Annotated in this window: 18 protein-coding genes; 11 read left to right on the forward strand and 7 right to left on the reverse strand. The window is 70.5% G+C overall.

The features are described from left to right. Positions 1 to 14 precede the first annotated feature (14 nt). Complete coding sequence (locus UG56_RS01220; RefSeq protein ID WP_045549421.1) at positions 15 to 1070, forward strand: oxygenase MpaB family protein; 1056 nt, start codon at positions 15 to 17, stop codon at positions 1068 to 1070. An 81-nt stretch (positions 1071 to 1151) separates the two neighbouring features. On the opposite strand, the gene UG56_RS01225 is transcribed toward UG56_RS01220, so the two are convergent. Genes UG56_RS01225 through UG56_RS01235 form a run of 3 tightly spaced genes read right to left on the reverse strand, consistent with a single transcriptional unit; the run spans position 1152 to position 4335 of the window. Continuing rightward, a complete protein-coding gene (locus tag UG56_RS01225; protein ID WP_045549422.1) occupies positions 1152 to 2315 on the reverse strand; it encodes a thiolase domain-containing protein in 1164 nt (387 codons plus the stop codon). Further along, a complete protein-coding gene (locus tag UG56_RS01230; protein WP_071326812.1) occupies positions 2315 to 3370 on the reverse strand; it encodes a thiolase domain-containing protein in 1056 nt (351 codons plus the stop codon). The genes UG56_RS01225 and UG56_RS01230 overlap by 1 nt, the downstream gene beginning before the upstream one ends. Before the next feature lie 11 nt (positions 3371 to 3381). After that, entirely contained in the window at positions 3382 to 4335 is a 954-nt protein-coding gene (locus UG56_RS01235) for a Zn-ribbon domain-containing OB-fold protein (RefSeq protein ID WP_045552021.1), read from the reverse strand. Positions 4336 to 4419: 84 nt separating this feature from the next. Here UG56_RS01235 and UG56_RS01240 point away from each other — a divergent pair, with 84 nt between their 5' ends. The 5 genes from UG56_RS01240 (at position 4420) to fadD8 (ending at position 9946) form a co-directional block, all read left to right on the forward strand. Then, complete coding sequence (locus UG56_RS01240) at positions 4420 to 5469, forward strand: LLM class F420-dependent oxidoreductase (RefSeq protein ID WP_256206377.1); 1050 nt, start codon at positions 4420 to 4422, stop codon at positions 5467 to 5469. A gap of 31 nt (positions 5470 to 5500) precedes the next feature. Beyond that, on the forward strand, positions 5501 to 6358 hold the full coding sequence (locus UG56_RS01245; protein ID WP_071326813.1) for an SDR family oxidoreductase: 858 nt from the start codon (positions 5501 to 5503) through the stop codon (positions 6356 to 6358). Continuing rightward, complete coding sequence (locus UG56_RS01250) at positions 6355 to 7578, forward strand: NADH:flavin oxidoreductase (protein WP_045550608.1); 1224 nt, start codon at positions 6355 to 6357, stop codon at positions 7576 to 7578. The genes UG56_RS01245 and UG56_RS01250 overlap by 4 nt, the downstream gene beginning before the upstream one ends. Before the next feature lie 14 nt (positions 7579 to 7592). Further along, positions 7593 to 8309 (forward strand): PaaI family thioesterase, encoded by a 717-nt coding sequence (locus tag UG56_RS01255; RefSeq protein ID WP_045550609.1) that lies wholly within the window; start codon positions 7593 to 7595, stop codon positions 8307 to 8309. 62 nt (positions 8310 to 8371) lie between these two features. After that, on the forward strand, positions 8372 to 9946 hold the full coding sequence (gene fadD8 / locus UG56_RS01260) for a fatty-acid--CoA ligase FadD8 (RefSeq protein WP_045550610.1): 1575 nt from the start codon (positions 8372 to 8374) through the stop codon (positions 9944 to 9946). An 81-nt stretch (positions 9947 to 10027) separates the two neighbouring features. On the opposite strand, the gene UG56_RS01265 is transcribed toward fadD8, so the two are convergent. Then, entirely contained in the window at positions 10028 to 10834 is an 807-nt protein-coding gene (locus tag UG56_RS01265; protein WP_045550611.1) for a crotonase/enoyl-CoA hydratase family protein, read from the reverse strand. Positions 10835 to 10881: 47 nt separating this feature from the next. On the opposite strand from UG56_RS01265, the gene UG56_RS01270 reads away from it, so the two are divergent. The 3 genes from UG56_RS01270 (at position 10882) to UG56_RS01280 (ending at position 14634) form a co-directional block, all read left to right on the forward strand. Continuing rightward, on the forward strand, positions 10882 to 12531 hold the full coding sequence (locus UG56_RS01270; protein ID WP_045550612.1) for an acyl-CoA synthetase: 1650 nt from the start codon (positions 10882 to 10884) through the stop codon (positions 12529 to 12531). After that, positions 12528 to 13637: an NAD(P)H-dependent flavin oxidoreductase gene (locus tag UG56_RS01275; RefSeq protein ID WP_218145097.1), complete on the forward strand. Its 1110-nt coding sequence runs from the start codon at positions 12528 to 12530 to the stop codon at positions 13635 to 13637. The genes UG56_RS01270 and UG56_RS01275 overlap by 4 nt, the downstream gene beginning before the upstream one ends. Positions 13638 to 13812: 175 nt before the next feature. Continuing rightward, on the forward strand, positions 13813 to 14634 hold the full coding sequence (locus tag UG56_RS01280) for an alpha/beta fold hydrolase (RefSeq protein WP_084100272.1): 822 nt from the start codon (positions 13813 to 13815) through the stop codon (positions 14632 to 14634). Positions 14635 to 14638: 4 nt separating this feature from the next. Here the strand turns inward: UG56_RS01280 and UG56_RS01285 are convergent, their stop codons facing one another. Next, the gene (locus tag UG56_RS01285; protein WP_045550614.1) at positions 14639 to 15151 is read right to left on the reverse strand and encodes a hypothetical protein; all 513 of its coding nucleotides are present in this window, start codon (positions 15149 to 15151) and stop codon (positions 14639 to 14641) included. Between the two features lie 93 nt (positions 15152 to 15244). Here UG56_RS01285 and UG56_RS01290 point away from each other — a divergent pair, with 93 nt between their 5' ends. Next, a complete protein-coding gene (locus UG56_RS01290; RefSeq protein ID WP_143054857.1) occupies positions 15245 to 15688 on the forward strand; it encodes a DUF6234 family protein in 444 nt (147 codons plus the stop codon). Positions 15689 to 15703: 15 nt separating this feature from the next. Here the strand turns inward: UG56_RS01290 and UG56_RS01295 are convergent, their stop codons facing one another. Further along, entirely contained in the window at positions 15704 to 16072 is a 369-nt protein-coding gene (locus tag UG56_RS01295; protein ID WP_045550616.1) for a VOC family protein, read from the reverse strand. Positions 16073 to 16133: 61 nt separating this feature from the next. Between UG56_RS01295 and UG56_RS01300 the strand changes: the two genes are divergently transcribed. After that, on the forward strand, positions 16134 to 16586 hold the full coding sequence (locus tag UG56_RS01300; RefSeq protein ID WP_045550617.1) for a MarR family winged helix-turn-helix transcriptional regulator: 453 nt from the start codon (positions 16134 to 16136) through the stop codon (positions 16584 to 16586). A gap of 373 nt (positions 16587 to 16959) precedes the next feature. Here UG56_RS01300 and UG56_RS01305 read toward each other — a convergent pair. Then, the coding region (locus UG56_RS01305) for an HNH endonuclease signature motif containing protein (RefSeq protein WP_143054858.1) at positions 16960 to 17905 on the reverse strand (946 nt) is incomplete at its 5' end.

Here is a 17905-nt window from a genome sequence, read left to right on the forward strand (position 1 = left end):
ACAAGGAGCAATCGATGAGGAAGACGCGCGAGATCACGCCGCACGAGGACTACGGGTTCTTCGGCCCGGACTCCGTGACCCAGAAGGTCTGGGGCCATCCCGCGGTCCCGCTGATGGGCATCGTACGAGCGGTGACGATCGAGGAGCTCGATCCTCACCTCCTCGCCGCCGTGCACAACACCGGTGCGAACTACGACCGGCTCGACACGCGCTACGCCAGGACGGTCCAGTACTTCGCCGCGGTGGCATTCGCGGACAGCCGGACCGTCGCGAAGATGGCCGACGTGCTGGTCAAGATCCACTCCAAGGCGATCGGCATCGAGCCGGTCAGCGGCAATCGGTACGACGCCAACGACCCCGACTCCCAGCTCTGGATCCTGGTCACGGGCTGGCACTCGGTCCTCACCGCCTACGAGACGTTCGGACCCGGCAGGCTCTCGGACGACGAGGTCGAGCAGTTCTGGGCCGAGTGTGCGATCGCCGCGGAGTTCCAGACCTGCGACCCCCGCGCGGTTCCGCGCACCCGCGAGGCGGTGCGCGCGTACTTCGAGGAGTGGCGGCCCCGGCTCGCGGCGAGCGAGGCCACCCAGCAGATGATGCACCACCTGCTCAACGGCACCAACGCGATCCTTCCCCGCACGGGCCTGCTGGGCCTGACCCGGCCGATCGCGAACGCGTTGATCTGCAGGGCGACGATCGCGACCCTGCCGCGGCACATGCGTCGGCTCGCCGACATCCGGCAGTCACGGGTGACGGACGTCGTGGTGATCGCGATCATGAGGGCGATGCTGGCGCCCGCCCACCGGAGCCGCGCGCTGCAGCGGTGGATCCTCCGCATCCTCGCGCCGAAGGCCCTGCCGATCATGGAGCCCGTCTGGCGGGGCATCCCGCCCGTGCATCCGGTCGTGCTCACGCCTGCCGAGGCCCGGGAACGCTACGGGTACGTCAAGCCGGCCCAGGCGCATCTCGATCTCCGTGCGCGTCAGCGGGCCCGTGTCTTCGACGACCATCAGGCCCCCAGCGACGAGGGCCTGATCGAGTCCCAGCCCATCCTCGGAACGCTCGGCTGAAGGCCTGCCGCGGTCGGTCTTGCTGGCGGCTCCCGGTCGGTCACCACGGGTGATCGACCGGGAGCCCGGCGTTCGCCGAGGCTAGTTGGCCGGCTGCTCCGACCCCACGACCCACATCGAGAAGAACTGCGACCCGCCGCCGTAGGCGTGCCCGAGTGCGCGGCGGGCGCCGTCCACCTGGTGCTCGCCGGCCCGGCCCCTGACCTGCAGGGCGGCCTCGGCGAAGCGCAGCATGCCGGAGGCGCCGATCGGGTTGGAGGAGAGTACGCCGCCGCTCATGTTGACCGGCAGGCTGCCGCCGATGGCGGTCTCTCCGGCCTCGGTGAGCTTCCAGCCCTCGCCCTCGGCGGCGAAGCCGAGGTTCTCGAGCCACATCGGCTCGAACCAGGCGAACGGCACATAGATCTCGGCACAGTCGATCTCCCGGGCCGGGTCGGTGATCCCGGTCGCCTTCCACAGCGCCGCCGCGGCCTCACGGCCGGCCTGCGGGTTGACCTGGTCGCGCTCGGCGGCCGAGGTGGGCTCCGAGCGCATCGCGGTGCCGTGGATCCAGGCGGGTGCCTCGTACGTCTTGGCGACGTCCTCGGCGGCGATCACCATCGCACAGGCGCCGTCGGAGGAGGGGCAGGTCTCGTCGTAGTGGATGGGGTCCCACAGCATCTGCGAGGCGAGCACCGACTCGACCGTGGTGCCCTCGTTGTGCAGGTGCGCGTAGGGGTTCTTGAGGGCGTTGTTCCGGTCCTTGGCCGCGACGATCGCGCCGATGTGCGAGGGCGCGCTCGCGCGGCGGATGTAGGAGCGTACGTGCGGGGCGAAGTAGCCGCCCGCGCCGGCGTGGACCGGCATCACGAACGGGATCGGCACCGACAGTGCCCACATCGCGTTGGACTCCGACTGCTTCTCGAAGGCGACGGTGAGCACCTTCTTGTGCACCCCGGCCTGCACCAGCGAAGACGCCACGATGGCGGTCGAGCCGCCGACGGAGCCGGCGGTGTGCACCCGCAGCAGCGGCTTGCCCGCCGCGCCGAGTGCTTCGGCGAGGTAGAGCTCGGGCATCATCACGCCCTCGAACAGGTCCGGCGCCTTGCCGATGACGATGGCGTCGACCTCGTCGAGGGTCAGCCCGGCGTCCTCGAGGGCCCGGTCCATCGCCTCCCGGCACAGCCCGGCCATCGAGACGTCCTCGCGCTTGGCGCGGTGGTGGGTCTGGCCGATCCCGATCACGGCGGCTGGGATCTTCCCCATCAGTTTCGTCCTTCCATCACGCACACGAGGTTCTGCTGCAGGGCCGGCCCGCTGGTCGCATGGCCGACCACCTTGTCGGCGCTGCCGTCCCAGATCCGCTTGGCGGCCTCGCCGATCCGGATCGCGCCGGCACTGAACATCGGGTTGGCGGCCAGCGCCCCGCCCGAGGGGTTGAGCGCGACGTCATCACCCAGCCCGAGCGCGGAGCGCAGGACGAGCTCCTGGTGGCTGAACGGCGCGTGCAGCTCGGCGACCTGGACGCCGTCGGTGCCGCCCGCGGCGGCCGCGGCCCGCTGCGCCGAGCCCGACGTCGTCAGGTCGCGGGTCCCCAGGTGGAGCCCGTCGGAGCTGTGCGCGATCCCGGTGATCCAGGCGGGACGCTGGTTGGCCTCGCGGGCCCGGTCGCCGGCGGCGAGCACGATCGCGGCCGCGCCGTCGGTCACCGGCGCGCAGTCGTGCTTGCGCAGCGGGTCGGCGAACATCGGCCGGGCGAGCAGCTCGCCCACCGAGGAGCCACCGGCGCGGACGGCGTACTCGTTCTTCTCGGCGTCGGTCAGCGACCGGTTGACGACCTCGGCCAGCGCGGCCTCGTCCCAGAGCCCGGCGTCGAGCCCGAGGCGCGCCTGCAGCGCGGCCAGGGAGACCGTGTCGGGCCACAGCGGCGTCATCGTGTAGGGGTCGAGCTGCAGCGTCAGCGTCCGGCGGAGCACCCCGGCCGACGCCTTGCCGAAGCCGAACACCAGCGCGGTGTCGACCTCGCCGGTCTGGATCTTCAGCCAGGCCTCGTAGAGCGCCCAGGCGGCGTCCATCTCGACGTGCGACTCGTTGACCGGGGGCAGCACCCCGATCGCGTCGATCGCGCTCACGAACGAGAACGACCGGCCGGCCAGATAGTCCGAGGAGCCGGAGCACCAGAACCCGATGTCCTTCTTGGCCCATCCGGTCTGCTCGTAGCACTCGGCCAGGATCGGCACGAGCAGCTCGGCCATGCTCGGCGACCCGTCGAAGTCCTTCATCTGTCGCTGGGCGAACCCGACGACGGCAACGTCTCTCATATCGCTCCCGATCAGAGGTGGTGCTTGTAGCTGTCGAAGTCCGCGTCCGGCTCACCGGTCGGCGCGAAATGGCTGATGTTCTCGATGCTGGTGCCCCACTCGTCCCGCGGCTTCCACACCGCCTTGACCCGCATCCCCATCCGGACCTCCTCGGCCGGGATGTCCAGGATCAGGTGCTGCAGCGCGATGTCGGCGCCGTCGAGGAGGACGTACGCGGAGACGTACGGTGGCTTGATCCGCTGTCCCAGGAACGGGACGTTCACGACGCAGAAGGTGGTCACCGTGCCGACGTCGGAGAGCTCGACCTCCTCCGAGGTCGGCACGCCGTCGGTCGGGCACGCGCCGCGCGGCGGGACGTAGACCTTGCGGCACTTCGGGCACCGCTGGCCCAGGATCCGGCCCTCGGCGAGACCGCGGAAGAACGAGGACTCCTCCGGGGAGGCCGCGTAGCGGTAGTCGAGACTGACCGGCGTCACGATCAGGCCGACGTCCTCGGTGCCTCCTGCCGGCGTAGCGGTCTCAGGGGCGTTGCCGTCGTCGGCCACGAAGACCAGGTCGGTGACCGACCCGGTCCGCTCCTCGGCCCACCGGGCGCGGACCTTCATCCCGGTCTCGATGTCGTCGGGGGAGGCGACGTCGACGGCCTGCAGCCACGGGGTGTCGGCGCCGTCGATCGTGATCAGCGCGAAGGCGAACGGCTTCCCGAGAGGCTGGCCCGCGACGGGCTCGCTGACCCAGGTCCAGGAGGTGATCGTCCCGGTGTCGGGGAGCTCGACGAACTCGGTCACGGCCTGGTGCGTGACCGGGTCGAACTCGGGTGGTGGGACGGCGACTCGACCGTCCCCGAGGCGGCCGCCGACGATGGTGGCGTCCCGCAGTCCGGTGAGGAAGCGGCCGATCACCGGGCCTGTGGATCTGGTGTAGTCGAAGGCGACCGTCACGGGTGCCTGAAGAGTGCGACTCATGGTAGAAAGTGAAACACGTTCTAGTATTGGCCACAACCCGTACTCCCTGCCGAACGGCTACGGAGCCTACGGACGAAGGAGTCGATGAGAGTGAAGCTGGGGCTACAGCTGGGCTACTGGGGAGCACAGCCGCCGACGGGGGTGGGCGAGCTCGTCGCCGCCGCCGAGGAGGCAGGGTTCGACGCGATCTTCACCGCCGAGGCGTGGGGGAGCGACGCGTTCACGCCGCTGGCCTGGTGGGGCCGGGAGACCTCCCGGGTCCGGCTCGGCACCTCGATCGTGCAGATGTCCGGGCGTACCCCGACCTCGATCGCGATGCACGCGCTGACGCTCGACCATCTCTCGGGCGGCCGGTTCGTCCTCGGGCTCGGGGTGAGCGGCCCGCAGGTGGTCGAGGGGTGGTACGGCCAGCCGTTCGGCAAGCCGCTGGCCCGCACCCGCGAGGTCGTCTCGATCATCCGCAAGGTCCTCGCCCGGGAGGCGCCGGTGACCAACGACGGCCCGCACTACCCGCTGCCGTTCACCGGCGAGGGCTCGGTCGGGCTCGGCAAGCCGCTCAAGCCGATCGTCCACCCGCTGCGCGCCGACATCCCGATCTGGCTCGGCGCGGAAGGCCCCAAGAACGTCGCCCAGACCGCCGAGATCGCCGACGGCTGGATCCCGATCTTCTACACGCCCCGGTCCGCCCCGATGTACGCCGACTGGCTGGCCGAGGGCTTCGCGCGCCCCGGGGCGCGGCGTACCGCCGCGGACTTCGAGATCGCCGCGACCTGCCACCTCCAGGTGGTCGCGGACGCGGACGAGAAGAAGGCGGCACTCGAGGCGATGAAGCCGTTCGCGGCCCTCTACATGGGCGGGATGGGCGCCAAGGAGCAGAACTTCCACAACCAGGTCTTCGAGCGGATGGGCTACGCCGAGCTCGCCGGCCAGGTCCAGGCCCTCTACCTGACCGGCGAGAAGGGGAAGGCCACCGCGCTCATCCCCGACGAGCTCGTCGACGACCTCCACATCATCGGCACCGAGGCCGAGGTACGCGACAAGGTGGCCCAGTGGGAGGAGACCGGTGTGACCACGCTGCTGCTGAGCCTCGGCTCGGCCGCCGATGTCCATCGCATCGCCGAGGTGCTCGGGTGAGGGCGGCGGACGTAGCAGGGATCGGCCGCTGATGGCGGTCTACGCCGTCACCGGGTCGGCCTCGGGGATGGGTGCCGCGGTGGTCGAGCGGCTCGTCGCCGCCGGCCACCGGGTCGTGACCGTCGATCTGCGCGATGCCGACGTGGTCGCCGACCTGTCGACGGCGCCGGGCCGGCGCGATGCCGTCGAGAAGGTGCTGGCGGCGGTCGGCGGCCGGCTCGACGGCGCCGTCCTCGCGGCCGGGCTCGGACCGGCCCCGGGACGCGACCGGCCGGCCCTGATCACCCAGGTCAACTACTTCGGCGTCGTCGAGCTGCTGGAGGGGTGGCGCGAGGCGCTGGCGGCCGCCGGGAACGCGAAGGTCGTGGTCTTCTCCAGCAACTCCACCACGACGATGCCGCTCGTCCCGGGCCGGGCGGTCGCCGCGCTGCTCGCGGGCGACGCGGAGCGGGCGGTGAATGCGTACCGGATCTTCGGGAAGAGCGCTCCGGCGATGGCCTACGGCGGCTCGAAGGTGGCCGTGACCCGCTGGGTGCGGCGGCGTGCGGTCGAGCCGGACTGGGTCGGCGCCGGGATCCGGCTCAACGCGATCGCGCCGGGCGCGGTGCTCACCCCGCTGCTGGAGAAGCAGCTCGCGACGCCGTCGGAGGCGAAGGCGATCAGGTCGTTCCCGGTCCCGGCCGGAGGCTACGGTGACCCGGGTCTGCTCGCCGACTGGGTGATCCAGATGCTGAGCCCGGCCGCGGACTTCATGGTCGGCAGCGTCGTCGTGGTCGACGGCGGCAGCGACGCCTGGTTCCGGGCCGACGACTGGCCGCGGCCGGTGCCCGGCCGGCGGCTGCGGGGCTATCTGCGCCGGATGCGCGAGTTCAGGAAGGAACGTCGATGACCGACCCGCTCGCTCCGGCGACCCTGGGCCCGGTGACGCTGCGCAACCGGGTGATCAAGGCGGCGACCTTCGAGGGCGCCTCACCCGGGGCGCTGGTCTCGGACCGGCTGATCGACTACCACCTCGCCGTCGCCGAGGGCGGCGTCGGGATGACCACGGTCGCCTATCTCGCGGTGGCCCCGGAGGGACGTACGCATGCCGACTGCATCTACTGGCGCCCCGAGGCCCTGCCCGGACTGCGGCGCCTGACCGAGGAGATCCACCGGACCGGCGCCAAGGTCTCGGCCCAGATCGGCCATGCCGGGCCGGTGGCGAACGCGAAGTCCAACGGGGTGCCGTCGCTGGCGCCGACGCGGTCCTTCAATGCGCTCGGGATGGCGTTCAACCGCGCTGCGACCGCGGCCGACCTCGCCCGGGTCGTCGAGCAGCACGGCGCCGCGGCGCGGATGGCGGTGGAGACCGGGTTCGACGCGATCGAGGTCCATCTCGGTCACAACTACCTGCCCAGCTCGTTCCTCAGCCCGCGCCTCAACCCGCGCACCGACGAGTTCGGCGGGTCGCTCGCCAACCGGGCAACCTTGTCGCGCCGGATCCTCGCCGCCGTCCGCGAGGCGGTCGCTGACGCAGCTGATGGCCAGGTCGCCGTGCTCGCCAAGATGAACATGCGCGACGGCTACCGCGGCGGGTTCGACCTGCCGGAGTCGGTCGAGTTCGCGCGGATGCTGGAGTCCGACGGCCACCTCGACGCGCTCGAGCTCACCGGCGGCTCCTCGTTCATGAACCCGATGTACCTCTTCCGCGGCGACGCCCCCTACCGGGAGATGGCCGCCAACATGCCGCTGCACCCGGTGATCCGGATGGGCATGCGGATGGTGGGAAAGGGCTTCTTCAAGGAGTACCCCTACAAGCCGCTCTACTTCCTCGACAACGCCCGCGAGTTCCGCCGCGCGCTCACCATGCCGCTCGTGCTCCTCGGCGGGGTCACCGACCTGACCGGGATGCGGACCGCGATGGACGAGGGCTTCGAGTACGTCGCGATGGCCCGCGCCCTGCTCCGGGAGCCGGACCTGGTCAATCGCCTGCGCGACGACCCGGAGACCGTGTCGCGGTGCACACACTGCAACCTGTGCATGTCGACCATCTACCCGGGGACCCACTGCCACCTCGACGACCAGCACGTCTACGGTGAGGCTCACCCCATCCTGATGCCCCCATCGTGAACGCGAGGACCCAGATGTCGATGCACTACGGACGCGCCCACCACCCGCAGGCTCCTGCGGGATACGTCCACGACGACATGACCGACGCCGAGATCAAGGAGCGCGAGGCGGCCCTGGTCCCGCTGACCGACTCGGTGCGCGGCCTCGTCGACGCCGTGGTGCGCACGCAGGTCCCGGACGCCGTCCTCGATGACGTACGCAGGCGGGTCGAGGCACTCACCGCCGACCTGCTCGCCGAGGCGCTGCCCGGCCCGCACGGGGTCCGGTTCGGGGCGGACGGAGGGTTTCGCAACTACGGCAACCCCGTGGTCGGGAAGGGGAACGCCTTCGCCCCGCCGCTGGCGGTGCAGCGCGACGGCGAGGACGTCTGGGCCGACTTCACGCTCGGGCCGGCCTACGAGGGTCCGCCCGGACTGGTGCACGGTGGCGTCTCCGCGCTGATCCTCGACCAGCTGCTCGGCGAGGCCGCCTCCGCGGGCGGCCGGCCCGGCATGACCGGCACCCTGACGATCGTCTACAAGCAGGGCACCCCGCTGGGTCCGCTGCGGGGCGAGGCGCGGATCGAGTCGACCGAGGGCGTGAAGGCGATCGTACGCGGCCGCCTGCTCACCCGGCCGGACGACGGCTCCGAGCCGACCCTGTGCGTCGAGGCGGAGGGGATCTTCATCCTGCCCCGGTGGGCGCGTCAGCCGGTCGACGAGGCCGACCGGGAGCACGTCGGCGACGCCTGAGGCCTCGCCATCCTCGATCCGGGGGCTAGAACACGTTCTAGTTTCACGGTAGGGTGCGGCGCATGGATACCAGCCGCATCGGTCCCCACAACGGTCATCTGATGGTCTCGGCGCTGGAGCGCCACAAGCATCGTCCGATCATCCATCTCGGAGACGTGAGTCTGACCGGGGCGGAGGTCTCGGCCCGGATCAGCCAGTACGTCCAGGCCTTCGAGGCCCTCGGCGCCGGCACCGGCTCGGCGACCGCGCTGCTCGCGCTCAACCGGCCCGAGGTGCTCTTCATCCTCGGCGCCGGCCAGACCCAGGGGTTCCAGCGCACCTCGCTGCACCCGCTGGGGAGCGCGGAGGATCAGGCGTACGTGATCAACGACGCCGGGATCACCGGCATCGTCATCGACCCCTACTTCGCCGACCGTGCCGTCGAGCTGCTCGAGCTGTGCCCGGGGCTCAAGCAGGTGCTCACCATCGGCCCGGTGCCGCCACAGCTGGCCGACGTCGGGGTCGACCTGGTCGCCGCCGCGGCCACCTATCCGGTCGAGCCGCTGAGCGCGCGACTGCTCCCGCCCGACCATGTCACCTCGATCACCTACACCGGCGGGACGACCGGGAAGCCGAAGGGCGTGATCGGGCTGGCCGGATCGTTCGCCACGATGACCCAGGTGCAGCTGTCCGAGTGGGAGTGGCCCGAGGCGCCCCGCTTCCTGATGTGCACGCCGCTCTCGCACGCCGGCGCCGCCTTCTTCGTGCCCGTCGTGATCAAGGGCGGCACGCTCTTCGTGCTGCCGAAGTTCGACCCGGCCGAGGTGCTGGAGACGATCGAGCGGGAGCGCATCTCCTCGCTCATGGTGGTCCCGACGATGCTGTACGCGCTCCTGGACCACCCCGACTCCCGCACCCGCGACCTGTCTTCGCTCGAGACCGTCTACTACGGCGCCTCCGCGATCAACCCGGTGCGCCTGGCCGAGGCGATCGAGCGGTTCGGGCCGATCTTCGCGCAGTACTACGGCCAGTCCGAGGCGCCGATGGCGATCACCTACTTCGCCAAGACCGACCACGTCGACGCCGACGGCAAGCCGATCACCCACCGCCTCACCTCCTGCGGCCGTCCCTCGGCGCTCGTACGCACTGCCCTGATCGGTCCCGACGGCGCCCCGGTCGCTCCCGGTGAGCCGGGCGAGATCTGCGTCGCCGGCCCGCTGCTCTCCGGCGGCTACTGGCAGCTGCCCGAGGTCACCGCCGAGACCTTCCGCGACGGCTGGATGCACACCGGCGACGTGGCGCGCGAGGACGAGGACGGCTTCTGGTACATCGTCGACCGCACCAAGGACATGATCGTCACCGGCGGCTTCAACGTCTTCCCCCGCGAGGTCGAGGACGTCATCGCGACCCACCCCGCCGTCGCCCAGGTCGCCGTCATCGGCACCCCGCACGAGAAGTTCGGCGAGGCCGTGACCGCCGTCGTCGTCGTACGTCCCGGCGCCGCTCTCACCGACGCGGTCGTCGCCGAGATCCAGGCCCTGGTCAAGGAGCGCAAGGGCTCCGTCCAGGCACCCAAGTCGGTCATCGAGGTCGACGCGATCCCCATGACCGCCCTCGGCAAGCCGGACAAGAAGGCCCTCCGCACCCGCTTCGCCTGACCCCGGACCGGCCGAGGCGTCACGTACGTCGGCCGAGAAGTCACGGGGGTGACTTCTCGGCCGACGGGAGTGACTTCTCGGCTATTTGCCCTTGAACTGGGGCTTGCGCTTCTCCAGGAAGGCCTTCGGGCCCTCCTTGGCGTCCTCGGAGGCGAAGACGGCGGCGCCGACCTTGGCGTCGTCTGCCCAGCACTCATCCTCGTGCTTGCCCTCGGAGTCGCGCATGGTGCGCAGGATCGCCTGGACCGCGAGCGGGCCGTTGGCGGCGATCATGTCGGCGAGCTCGTGCGCCTTCTCCAGGGCCGTGCCGTCGGGGACGACGTGGCCGATCAGGCCGAGCTCCTTGGCCTCGGGGGCCTTCAACGTACGTCCGGTCAGCAGCAGCTCGGCGGCGACGGTGTAGGGGATCTGGCGGGGGAGGCGCACGGCGGAGCCACCCATCGGGTAGAGCGACCAGCGGGCCTCGGCGACGCCGAACTTGGCCGACTCACCGGCGACCCGGATGTCGGTCCCCTGCAGGATCTCGGTGCCGCCGGCGATGGCGGGTCCCTCGACGGCCGCGATCAACGGCTTGGTCAGCCGGAAGCCCTTGAGGAGGCCCTTGAGCACCGTCGGGTCGAAACCCTCCTCGAACGACTCCGAGGGCGGCTTCTCGTCGGCCGTCTTCAGGTCCATCCCGGCGCAGAAGTAGCCACCGGCGCCGGTGAGGATGCAGACCCGGATCTCCGGGTCGGAGTTCACCCGGTCCCAGGCGTCCTCCATGATCCGCAGCATCTCGGAGGAGAGCGCGTTGCGGCGCTCGGGACGGTTCATCGTGACGATGAGCTTGTGGCCGTCCTGCTCGACGATCGCGTGCGGCGTCGCGGCAGAAGATTCTGTGATCGGCATGACATCGACCCTAGCGGAAAACTGAAACGTGTTCTAGTCTCGCAGTCATGGCGCTGAACCTTGCTGACCTCTTCGAACACGCCGTCGACGCCGCGCCCGAGAAGGTGTCGGTCCAAGTCGGCGACCGCAAAGTGACCTACGCCGAGCTCGAGCGTGAGTCCAACAAGCTGGCCCATTACCTGGCCGGCCGGGGGATCGGGAAGGGCGATCACGTCGGGCTCTACTCCAAGAACTCTGTCGAGCACGTCGTCGCCCTGCTCGCGATCCTGAAGATCCGTGCGGTGGCGATCAACGTGAACTACCGCTACGTCGCCGGCGAGCTGGAGTACCTCTTCGAGAACGCCGACCTCAAGGCGCTGGTCCACGACCGCGTCTACGCGCCCCTGGTCGCCGAGGTCGCCCCGAAGCTGCCGGATCTGAAGACGTTCGTGGCGGTCCCCAACCCCCTCGAGCCCCACGACGACTCCGACCTGAGCCCGTTCGGCGGGGTCGCGCTCGAGGAGGCGCAGGCCGGGCAGTCCGACGCACGCGACTTCGGCGATCGCAGCCCCGACGACATCCACGTCATCTACACCGGCGGGACCACCGGCTTCCCCAAGGGCGTGATGTGGCGCCACGAAGACTTCTGGCGCGTGCTCGGTGGCGGCATCGACTTCATGACGGGCGCGCCGCTGGAGGAGTACGACCAGTCCAAGCAGGCCGCGGGCGGCGGGCTCATCACCCTCCCGCTCAGTCCGCTGATGCACGGCGGCGCCCAGGCGTCGCTCCTCATGCATCTCTTCGCCGGCCAGGTCACGATCCTCGAGCCGAAGTTCGACCCGGTACGCACCTGGGAGATCGTCGACCGCGAGAAGGTCCAGATGATGTTCATGACCGGTGATGCGATGGCGGTGCCGCTCATCGATGCGTACGAGGCGGGTGGTTTCGACGGCCAGTCGCTGTTCGCCATCGCCTCCAGCGCCGCGATCTTCTCCAAGTCGGTCAAGGAGCGCTGGATGAAGGCGTTCCCCAACGCGGTCTTCACCGACTCGATCGGCTCGACCGAGACCGGCTTCCAGGGCACCGGCCTGCAGGACGCGTCCGCGCTCTCGACCGACGGCCCGGTGGTCACCGCCGGTGCCCACACCGCCGTGATCGGCGACGACGGCCACCCGCTCGATCTGGTCAAGGACGTCGGCAAGATCGGTCGCACCGCCCGCAAGGGCCATGTGCCGGTCGGCTACTACAAGGACCCCGAGAAGTCGGCGAAGACGTTCGTCGAGATCGACGGCGAGCGCTACGCGATCCCGGGCGACAACGCCCGGATCGAGGAGGGCAACCGCCTCACCCTCCTCGGCCGCGGCTCCAACTGCATCAACACCGGTGGCGAGAAGGTCTACCCCGAGGAGGTCGAGGCAGCCATCAAGGCCCACCCCGACGTCTACGACACGCTCGTCGTCGGGATCCCGGACGAGCGCTACGGACAGGCGGTGGCCGCGGTCGTCGAGCCCCGACCGGGCGCGACGATCGAGCTGGAGGGGCTGCGTACGTTCCTGCGGGCGCACCTGTCCGGCTACAAGCTGCCGCGCGCCCTGACCATCGTCGACGAGGTGCCCCGCAACGCCACCGGCAAGGCCCAGTACCCCAAGGCCAAGGAGATCGCCCTGGCCACCCGAGCGACCGCGACCGAGCAGGACTCCGAAGGAGCAACAGCATGATCCGTACGGCACTGTGCGAGGCATTCGGGATCGACTACCCGATCTTCGCCTTCACCCCCTCGGAGCACGTGGCCGCGGAGGTCTCCAAGGCCGGCGGCCTCGGCGTGCTGGGCTGCGTACGCTTCAACGACGCCGAGGAGCTGGACCGCGCCCTCACCTGGATGGACGAGAACACCGACGGCAAGCCGTACGGCGTCGACGTCGTCATGCCGATGAAGGTGCCGACCGAGGGCACCTCGACCGACCTGTCCGCCTACATCCCGGCCGAGCACACCGAGTGGGTCGACAAGACGCTGCTCTCGCTCGGCGTGCCGCCGCTGCCGGAGGGGGAGGGGCGCGAGGGTGTGCTCGGCTGGCTGCACTCGACCGCCCGCTCCCACGTCGACGTCGCGCTGCAGCACCGGCCGGTGCTGATCGCCAACGCGCTGGGCACCCCACCCAACGACGTCATCGAGAAGGCGCACGAGCACGGGGTCAAGGTGGCCGCCCTCGCGGGCGCCCCCAAGCACGCGGTCTCGCACGTCTCCAACGGTGTCGACATCATCGTCGCCCAGGGCTACGAGGCCGGCGGCCACACCGGCGAGATCGCCTCGATGGTGCTCCAGCCCGACATCGTCGACGCGGTCGGTCCGGACGTACCGGTGCTGGGTGCGGGCGGGATCGGTTCGGGCCGCCAGATCGCGGCGTCGCTGGCTCTCGGGGCGCAGGGCGTCTGGACGGGCTCCATCTGGTTGGGCACCTCGGAGTACCGCAACCTCAACACCCACGCCGGCTGGGAGACCGCGTTCACCCGCGCCACCTCCGCCGACACCCGCCGGATGAAGATCTACACCGGCAAGCCGGCCCGGCTCCTGAAGTCGAAGTGGACCGACGCCTGGGAGGCCGAGGGCTCGCCGGCGCCGCTGCCGATGCCGCTGCAGAACCTGCTCGTCTCCGACGCCCACAACCGCATCAACGCCGCCGGGGACCCCGACGTCGTCGCGATGCCGGTCGGTCAGATCGTCGGCCGGATGAACGAGGTACGTCCCGTCGCCGAGGTCATGGCCGACCTGATCGCCGACTTCGAGACCACCGTCAAGCGCCTCGACGCGATCGCCGAAGGCTAGACCCGCAGGATCACGAAAGAGGCGCGGCTCGGCCACCCGAGCCGGCGCCTCTTCCGTCTCGCCGCATCGCGGCCATCCTTACCGCAGCGCGCTATCGCACAGCATCGTTGCCGGCGCCGCTACCGCACACCCGCAGCCCGCCTCGACGAGGCGGAAGCCTGACAGGATGTGGCGCGTGACGATCTCGAGCTACGTACGTGACGGACTCACCTTCGACGTGATCGACTCGGGCCCCGCCGACGGCGACCCGGTCGTGCTCCTGCACGGCTTCCCGGAGCGGGCGACCTGCTGGCGGGAGGTGTCGCCGATCCTGCACGAGGCCGGGTTCCGCACGATCGCCCCGGACCAGCGCGGCTACTCGCCGGGCGCCCGGCCGCGTACGCGCCTGGGCTACGGCGCCGGCGAGCTCGTCGAGGACGTGGTGGCGCTGATCGACGAGATCGGCCGTCCGGTCCACCTGGCCGGTCACGACTGGGGGAGTGCGGTCGGCTGGGGAGTGGCGGCCAAGCGGCCCGACCTGGTGCGCAGCTGGACCGCGATGTCGGTCCCGCACCCGGTCCCGTTCGCGCGCTCGATGAAGGGCCCGCAGCGGCGCAAGTCGGCCTACATGGCCTACTTCAACATCCCGTTCCTGCCCGAGCTGGTCGCCGGGCGCGACGGCCGGATGGAGCGGATGATGCGGGGGAGCGGCTGGGACGACGGGGACATTCAGCGCTTCCGCGAGGAGATCATCGACTACGGCGCGCTGCCCGGCGGCCTGGGCTGGTATCGCGCCCTCTTCCTGGCTCCGCGCGTCGGCCGGGTCTCGGTCCCGACGACCATGCTGTGGAGCGACCGCGACGTCGCGATCGGGCGTACCGCGCTGGAGGGCAACGAGAACTCCGTCACCGGGCCCTACGAGTTCATCGAGCTCACCGGTGTCAGCCACTGGATCCCGACCAAGGCGCCCCAAGCAGCCGCCGACGCGATCCTCTCGAGCATCGCGAAGGCCGGTTGAGCTCTCACTCGGCTCGACCGACGCTTGGCGATGTCGTCCGAGGAGCGGTGTCCCGAGCCGTGATCGCTTCGCCGACGCCCTGGATCGCCGCACGGATCATGTCGCCGTACGCCCCGGGCGGAAGTGCCGCTGCGCGTCCCTCGGCCTTGTCGATGTGCTCGGCGGCCGCCGCGAAGGCACCGAGCCGACGGAGGTTGTCGGCGATGTTGAGGTGCAGGCTCGGGTAGAACCCGGCGACCTGCAGGCTCGCGTCGTGCTCCTGCGCCCGTCGGTCGGTGAGGGCCTCGGCGGCGTCAAGGGCGCGTACGTCCCAGATCAGCGCCTCGGCCGCGTCCGGGTAGAGGTCGGCGAGGTAGTGGGCGAGCACGCAGCGGTGGAGCGGATCCCCCGTCACCCCGAGGTCCGCCCAGATCGCGAGCAGGTCCTCCCGGGCCCGGGTGACGTCAGCCTCGTGGCCGAGGGTCACGGCGGTGGTGATGGCGTCCATCATCGGATCAGCAGCGGGGGTTGCGGTCATGGCCTCGATCCTGAGGCTTCGACCGGCCTGAAGGTCAAGGAGTTGAGTACGCAGGCTCATCACGTCGCGCTCCCGGTTCGCGAGACTCGTCGCATGCTCGCTTTCGACCGACCGATCCTCACGCCACGACGGGTGAGACGGGTTCCCTGGGCCGCGCTTGCCACTGTCCTGGCGTCGGGCGTGGCCGTTGTCGCGATCGGGAACCTGATGTCCAACTGGCTGGACGTGTACCTGGTCTTCTTCGGTGAGCAGCCGCAGGTGATGCCGTCGAACGTGGCGTCCTACCGGGTCTGGGCCACGATCATGGTCCTCGCGCTGGTCGCAGGTGTACTGGCCCACCTCCTCAACCGGCGCCGTCGACTGCCCGGGACGGTCTGGCAGGCGCTGCTGCTTGTCGGCGGAGCTGCAATCCTCGTGCTCTGCTACATCCCCGGGGCGGTCGACCTGCCGGAGCCGGAGCCGGAGCGCGAGCAGGGCGGCTACGGTGCCCCGCCCTGCTACTCCGGCGGCGACAACGACGAGTGCGTCGGCGGCTGAGGCTGAGGCCGGCTGTCAGGCGCGGTCGTGGAGGGTGATCTGGTAGCCGTCGGGGTCGGCGAACGTGAACGTACGGCCGAACGGCCCGTCGATCGGCGCCGAGACGATCGTGTGGCCGTCGGCGACGAGCGCGTCGTGAACGGCCTGCACCTCGGTGGCGTGGAGCCAGATGGCGGCGCCGATGCCGGGCTGGGTCACGGAGTCGAGATCGGTGCCGGGGACGACGTCGCGCAGGGCGAACGCGATCGGCTTCGTCTCGAAGACGACGGCGTGCGGAGGCCCGGCCGGCGACCGGACGAGGCCGAGGTAGTGCTCATAGAACGCCTGCGAGGCGTCGAGATCGCGGGCCTGCAGCGAGATGAAGTCGGGTCCGGTGACGGGCATGGTGGGCTCCTCAAGGTCGTGTCAGTTTACTGACACGGGCAACGTATGTCAGGATACTGACATGAGTCAAGAGGGCGTCGACCTGGACAAGTCGCTCGGCTATCTGCTGAAGGAGGCGTCGAGCGCCCTGCGCGCCGCGATGGAGGAGGTCCTGCGGCCGCTCGGGATGAGCGTCACGCACTACGCCTGTCTGGAGCTGCTGGCCCAGCGCCCCGGTCTGTCTAACTCCGAGCTCGCCCGCGGCGCCTTCGTGACACGACAGACGATGAACGTGCTCCTCCGCTCCCTCGAGCGCGACGGCGATGTCACGAGGCCCGCAGAGGCGCCGGTCGGAAAGGTCCTCCCGACACGCCTCACCCCTCGCGGCCGCCGGAGGCTCGAGCAGGCGACCGCGGCCGTCCGATCGGTCGAGGTCAGGATGCTCGCCGGCATGACGGAGTCCGATCAGGCAGACGCGTTCCGGATCCTGAAAGGCATGGTCCACTCCCTGCGGGACTCGACGGCCTCCAGCTGACCGCCGCCATCGGTTCGTGCGGCTCATGTGCGCCTGGTGAAGCGGATGTCGCCGTTGCGTAGTCGTTCACGGACGTGCGCAGGGGCGTCGGCCGTAGGGGCGTGGGCGCGGTCGTGTGATGGGAGCAGGGCGGGAAGGCGTTGGAGGCCGGTCGCGACACCGTTGTCCTCGTGACCGTTGTCGAGTCGGCGCACATGCTCACCAGACCGTCGGCCAGAAGCACGACAGACGCGCCGGGTCGGCCGGTTCTGGTGGGACAGATGCGCCGGGTCGGCCGGTTCTGGTGGGGCAGATGCGCCGGGTCGGCCGGTTCTGGTGGGGCAGATGCGCCGGGTCGGGGAGTGTGTTGGTGGGTTGGATCTGACCGGTCGGTTTAGGTGCGTCTGGTGAAGCGGATGTCGCCGTTGGGGAGGCGTTCGTGGAGGTAGGTGGGGTCGTGGGCGCGGTGGTGGTGATGGCTGCAGAGGAGTGCGGCGTTGTCGAGGTCGGTGGCGCCGCCTTGGGCCCAGGCGATCCAGTGGTGGGCTTCGGCCCAGGTGCCGGGGATGTCGCAGCCTTCGGCCTCGCAGGTCGCGGATCTGAGGAGGAGGGCGCGGCGTTGGGCGGCGGTGAAGAGGCGTTCCTTGCGGCCCAGGTCGAGGACCTCGGAGTCACCACCGAGAACCGCTGGGATGATGTTTGCGGTGCAGGCCAGCCGGCGGGCTTCGGCGGCGGTGATCGGGCTGCCGCCGAGGACCTGGGCGATGCCGGCCTCGGTGCGGAGCTGATCGAGGTCGATGGTCACGATCACGGTGGTGGCGTCCCCGCCGTGGATGGGCAGCCGGGCTGGGTCGAGGGTCTCGAGCAGCTGGCAGAACGCGTGGCCGAGGCGGCGGTGGTAGGGCAGGTAGTCGCCGGTCTCGGTGCGGGTGCCGTCCTCGCGGCGGGGTGAGGCGAAGGCCTCCAGGTTGGTGGCGAGCCGGTCCGCGCATGCGTCGGGGACCACGGCCGCGATCCGGGTGGTGCCATCACCCAGGCGGCGCATGCTCAGCCGGGTCTTCTTCCGGGCGTGGGCCTCTTCGGCGGCGAGGCGTTTCGCTTCTTCGGCCTCGGCGATCTCCGGGGCGATGACCTCCAGGATGCGGCGGCCGAGGCGGCGCAGCTGGGTGGGGTCGAACTGGGTGGCGTAGGCGACCAGCGCCTCTTCGGCCTTGGTCTTGACCTCGACCTCGAGGTCGGCGGGGAGGTCGTCGAGCGCGTTCACGATCACGGCGGCTTGGGCGGGGTTACATCGACCACTGCGCATCGCGGCCGCGACCAGGCCGTAGGACCGGTCCAAA

Source organism: Nocardioides luteus, assembly GCF_000960475.2.
GTDB lineage: Bacteria > Actinomycetota > Actinomycetes > Propionibacteriales > Nocardioidaceae > Nocardioides > Nocardioides luteus_A.

What these genes read in the sequence shown, in the direction of transcription:
- fadD8 (WP_045550610.1), top strand. Translation starts at nt 8,372, where the DNA reads ATGGATACCAGCCGCATCGGTCCCCACAACGGTCATCTGATGGTCTCG.
- UG56_RS01225 (WP_045549422.1), bottom strand. Translation starts at nt 2,315, where the DNA reads ATGGGGAAGATCCCAGCCGCCGTGATCGGGATCGGCCAGACCCACCAC.
- UG56_RS01255 (WP_045550609.1), top strand. Translation starts at nt 7,593, where the DNA reads ATGTCGATGCACTACGGACGCGCCCACCACCCGCAGGCTCCTGCGGGA.
- UG56_RS01300 (WP_045550617.1), top strand. Translation starts at nt 16,134, where the DNA reads ATGAGTCAAGAGGGCGTCGACCTGGACAAGTCGCTCGGCTATCTGCTG.
- UG56_RS01265 (WP_045550611.1), bottom strand. Translation starts at nt 10,834, where the DNA reads ATGCCGATCACAGAATCTTCTGCCGCGACGCCGCACGCGATCGTCGAG.
- UG56_RS01240 (WP_256206377.1), top strand. Translation starts at nt 4,420, where the DNA reads ATGAGAGTGAAGCTGGGGCTACAGCTGGGCTACTGGGGAGCACAGCCG.
- UG56_RS01250 (WP_045550608.1), top strand. Translation starts at nt 6,355, where the DNA reads ATGACCGACCCGCTCGCTCCGGCGACCCTGGGCCCGGTGACGCTGCGC.
- UG56_RS01270 (WP_045550612.1), top strand. Translation starts at nt 10,882, where the DNA reads ATGGCGCTGAACCTTGCTGACCTCTTCGAACACGCCGTCGACGCCGCG.
- UG56_RS01220 (WP_045549421.1), top strand. Translation starts at nt 15, where the DNA reads ATGAGGAAGACGCGCGAGATCACGCCGCACGAGGACTACGGGTTCTTC.
- UG56_RS01245 (WP_071326813.1), top strand. Translation starts at nt 5,501, where the DNA reads ATGGCGGTCTACGCCGTCACCGGGTCGGCCTCGGGGATGGGTGCCGCG.
- UG56_RS01235 (WP_045552021.1), bottom strand. Translation starts at nt 4,335, where the DNA reads ATGAGTCGCACTCTTCAGGCACCCGTGACGGTCGCCTTCGACTACACC.
- UG56_RS01295 (WP_045550616.1), bottom strand. Translation starts at nt 16,072, where the DNA reads ATGCCCGTCACCGGACCCGACTTCATCTCGCTGCAGGCCCGCGATCTC.
- UG56_RS01290 (WP_143054857.1), top strand. Translation starts at nt 15,245, where the DNA reads ATGCTCGCTTTCGACCGACCGATCCTCACGCCACGACGGGTGAGACGG.
- UG56_RS01275 (WP_218145097.1), top strand. Translation starts at nt 12,528, where the DNA reads ATGATCCGTACGGCACTGTGCGAGGCATTCGGGATCGACTACCCGATC.
- UG56_RS01285 (WP_045550614.1), bottom strand. Translation starts at nt 15,151, where the DNA reads ATGACCGCAACCCCCGCTGCTGATCCGATGATGGACGCCATCACCACC.
- UG56_RS01230 (WP_071326812.1), bottom strand. Translation starts at nt 3,370, where the DNA reads ATGAGAGACGTTGCCGTCGTCGGGTTCGCCCAGCGACAGATGAAGGAC.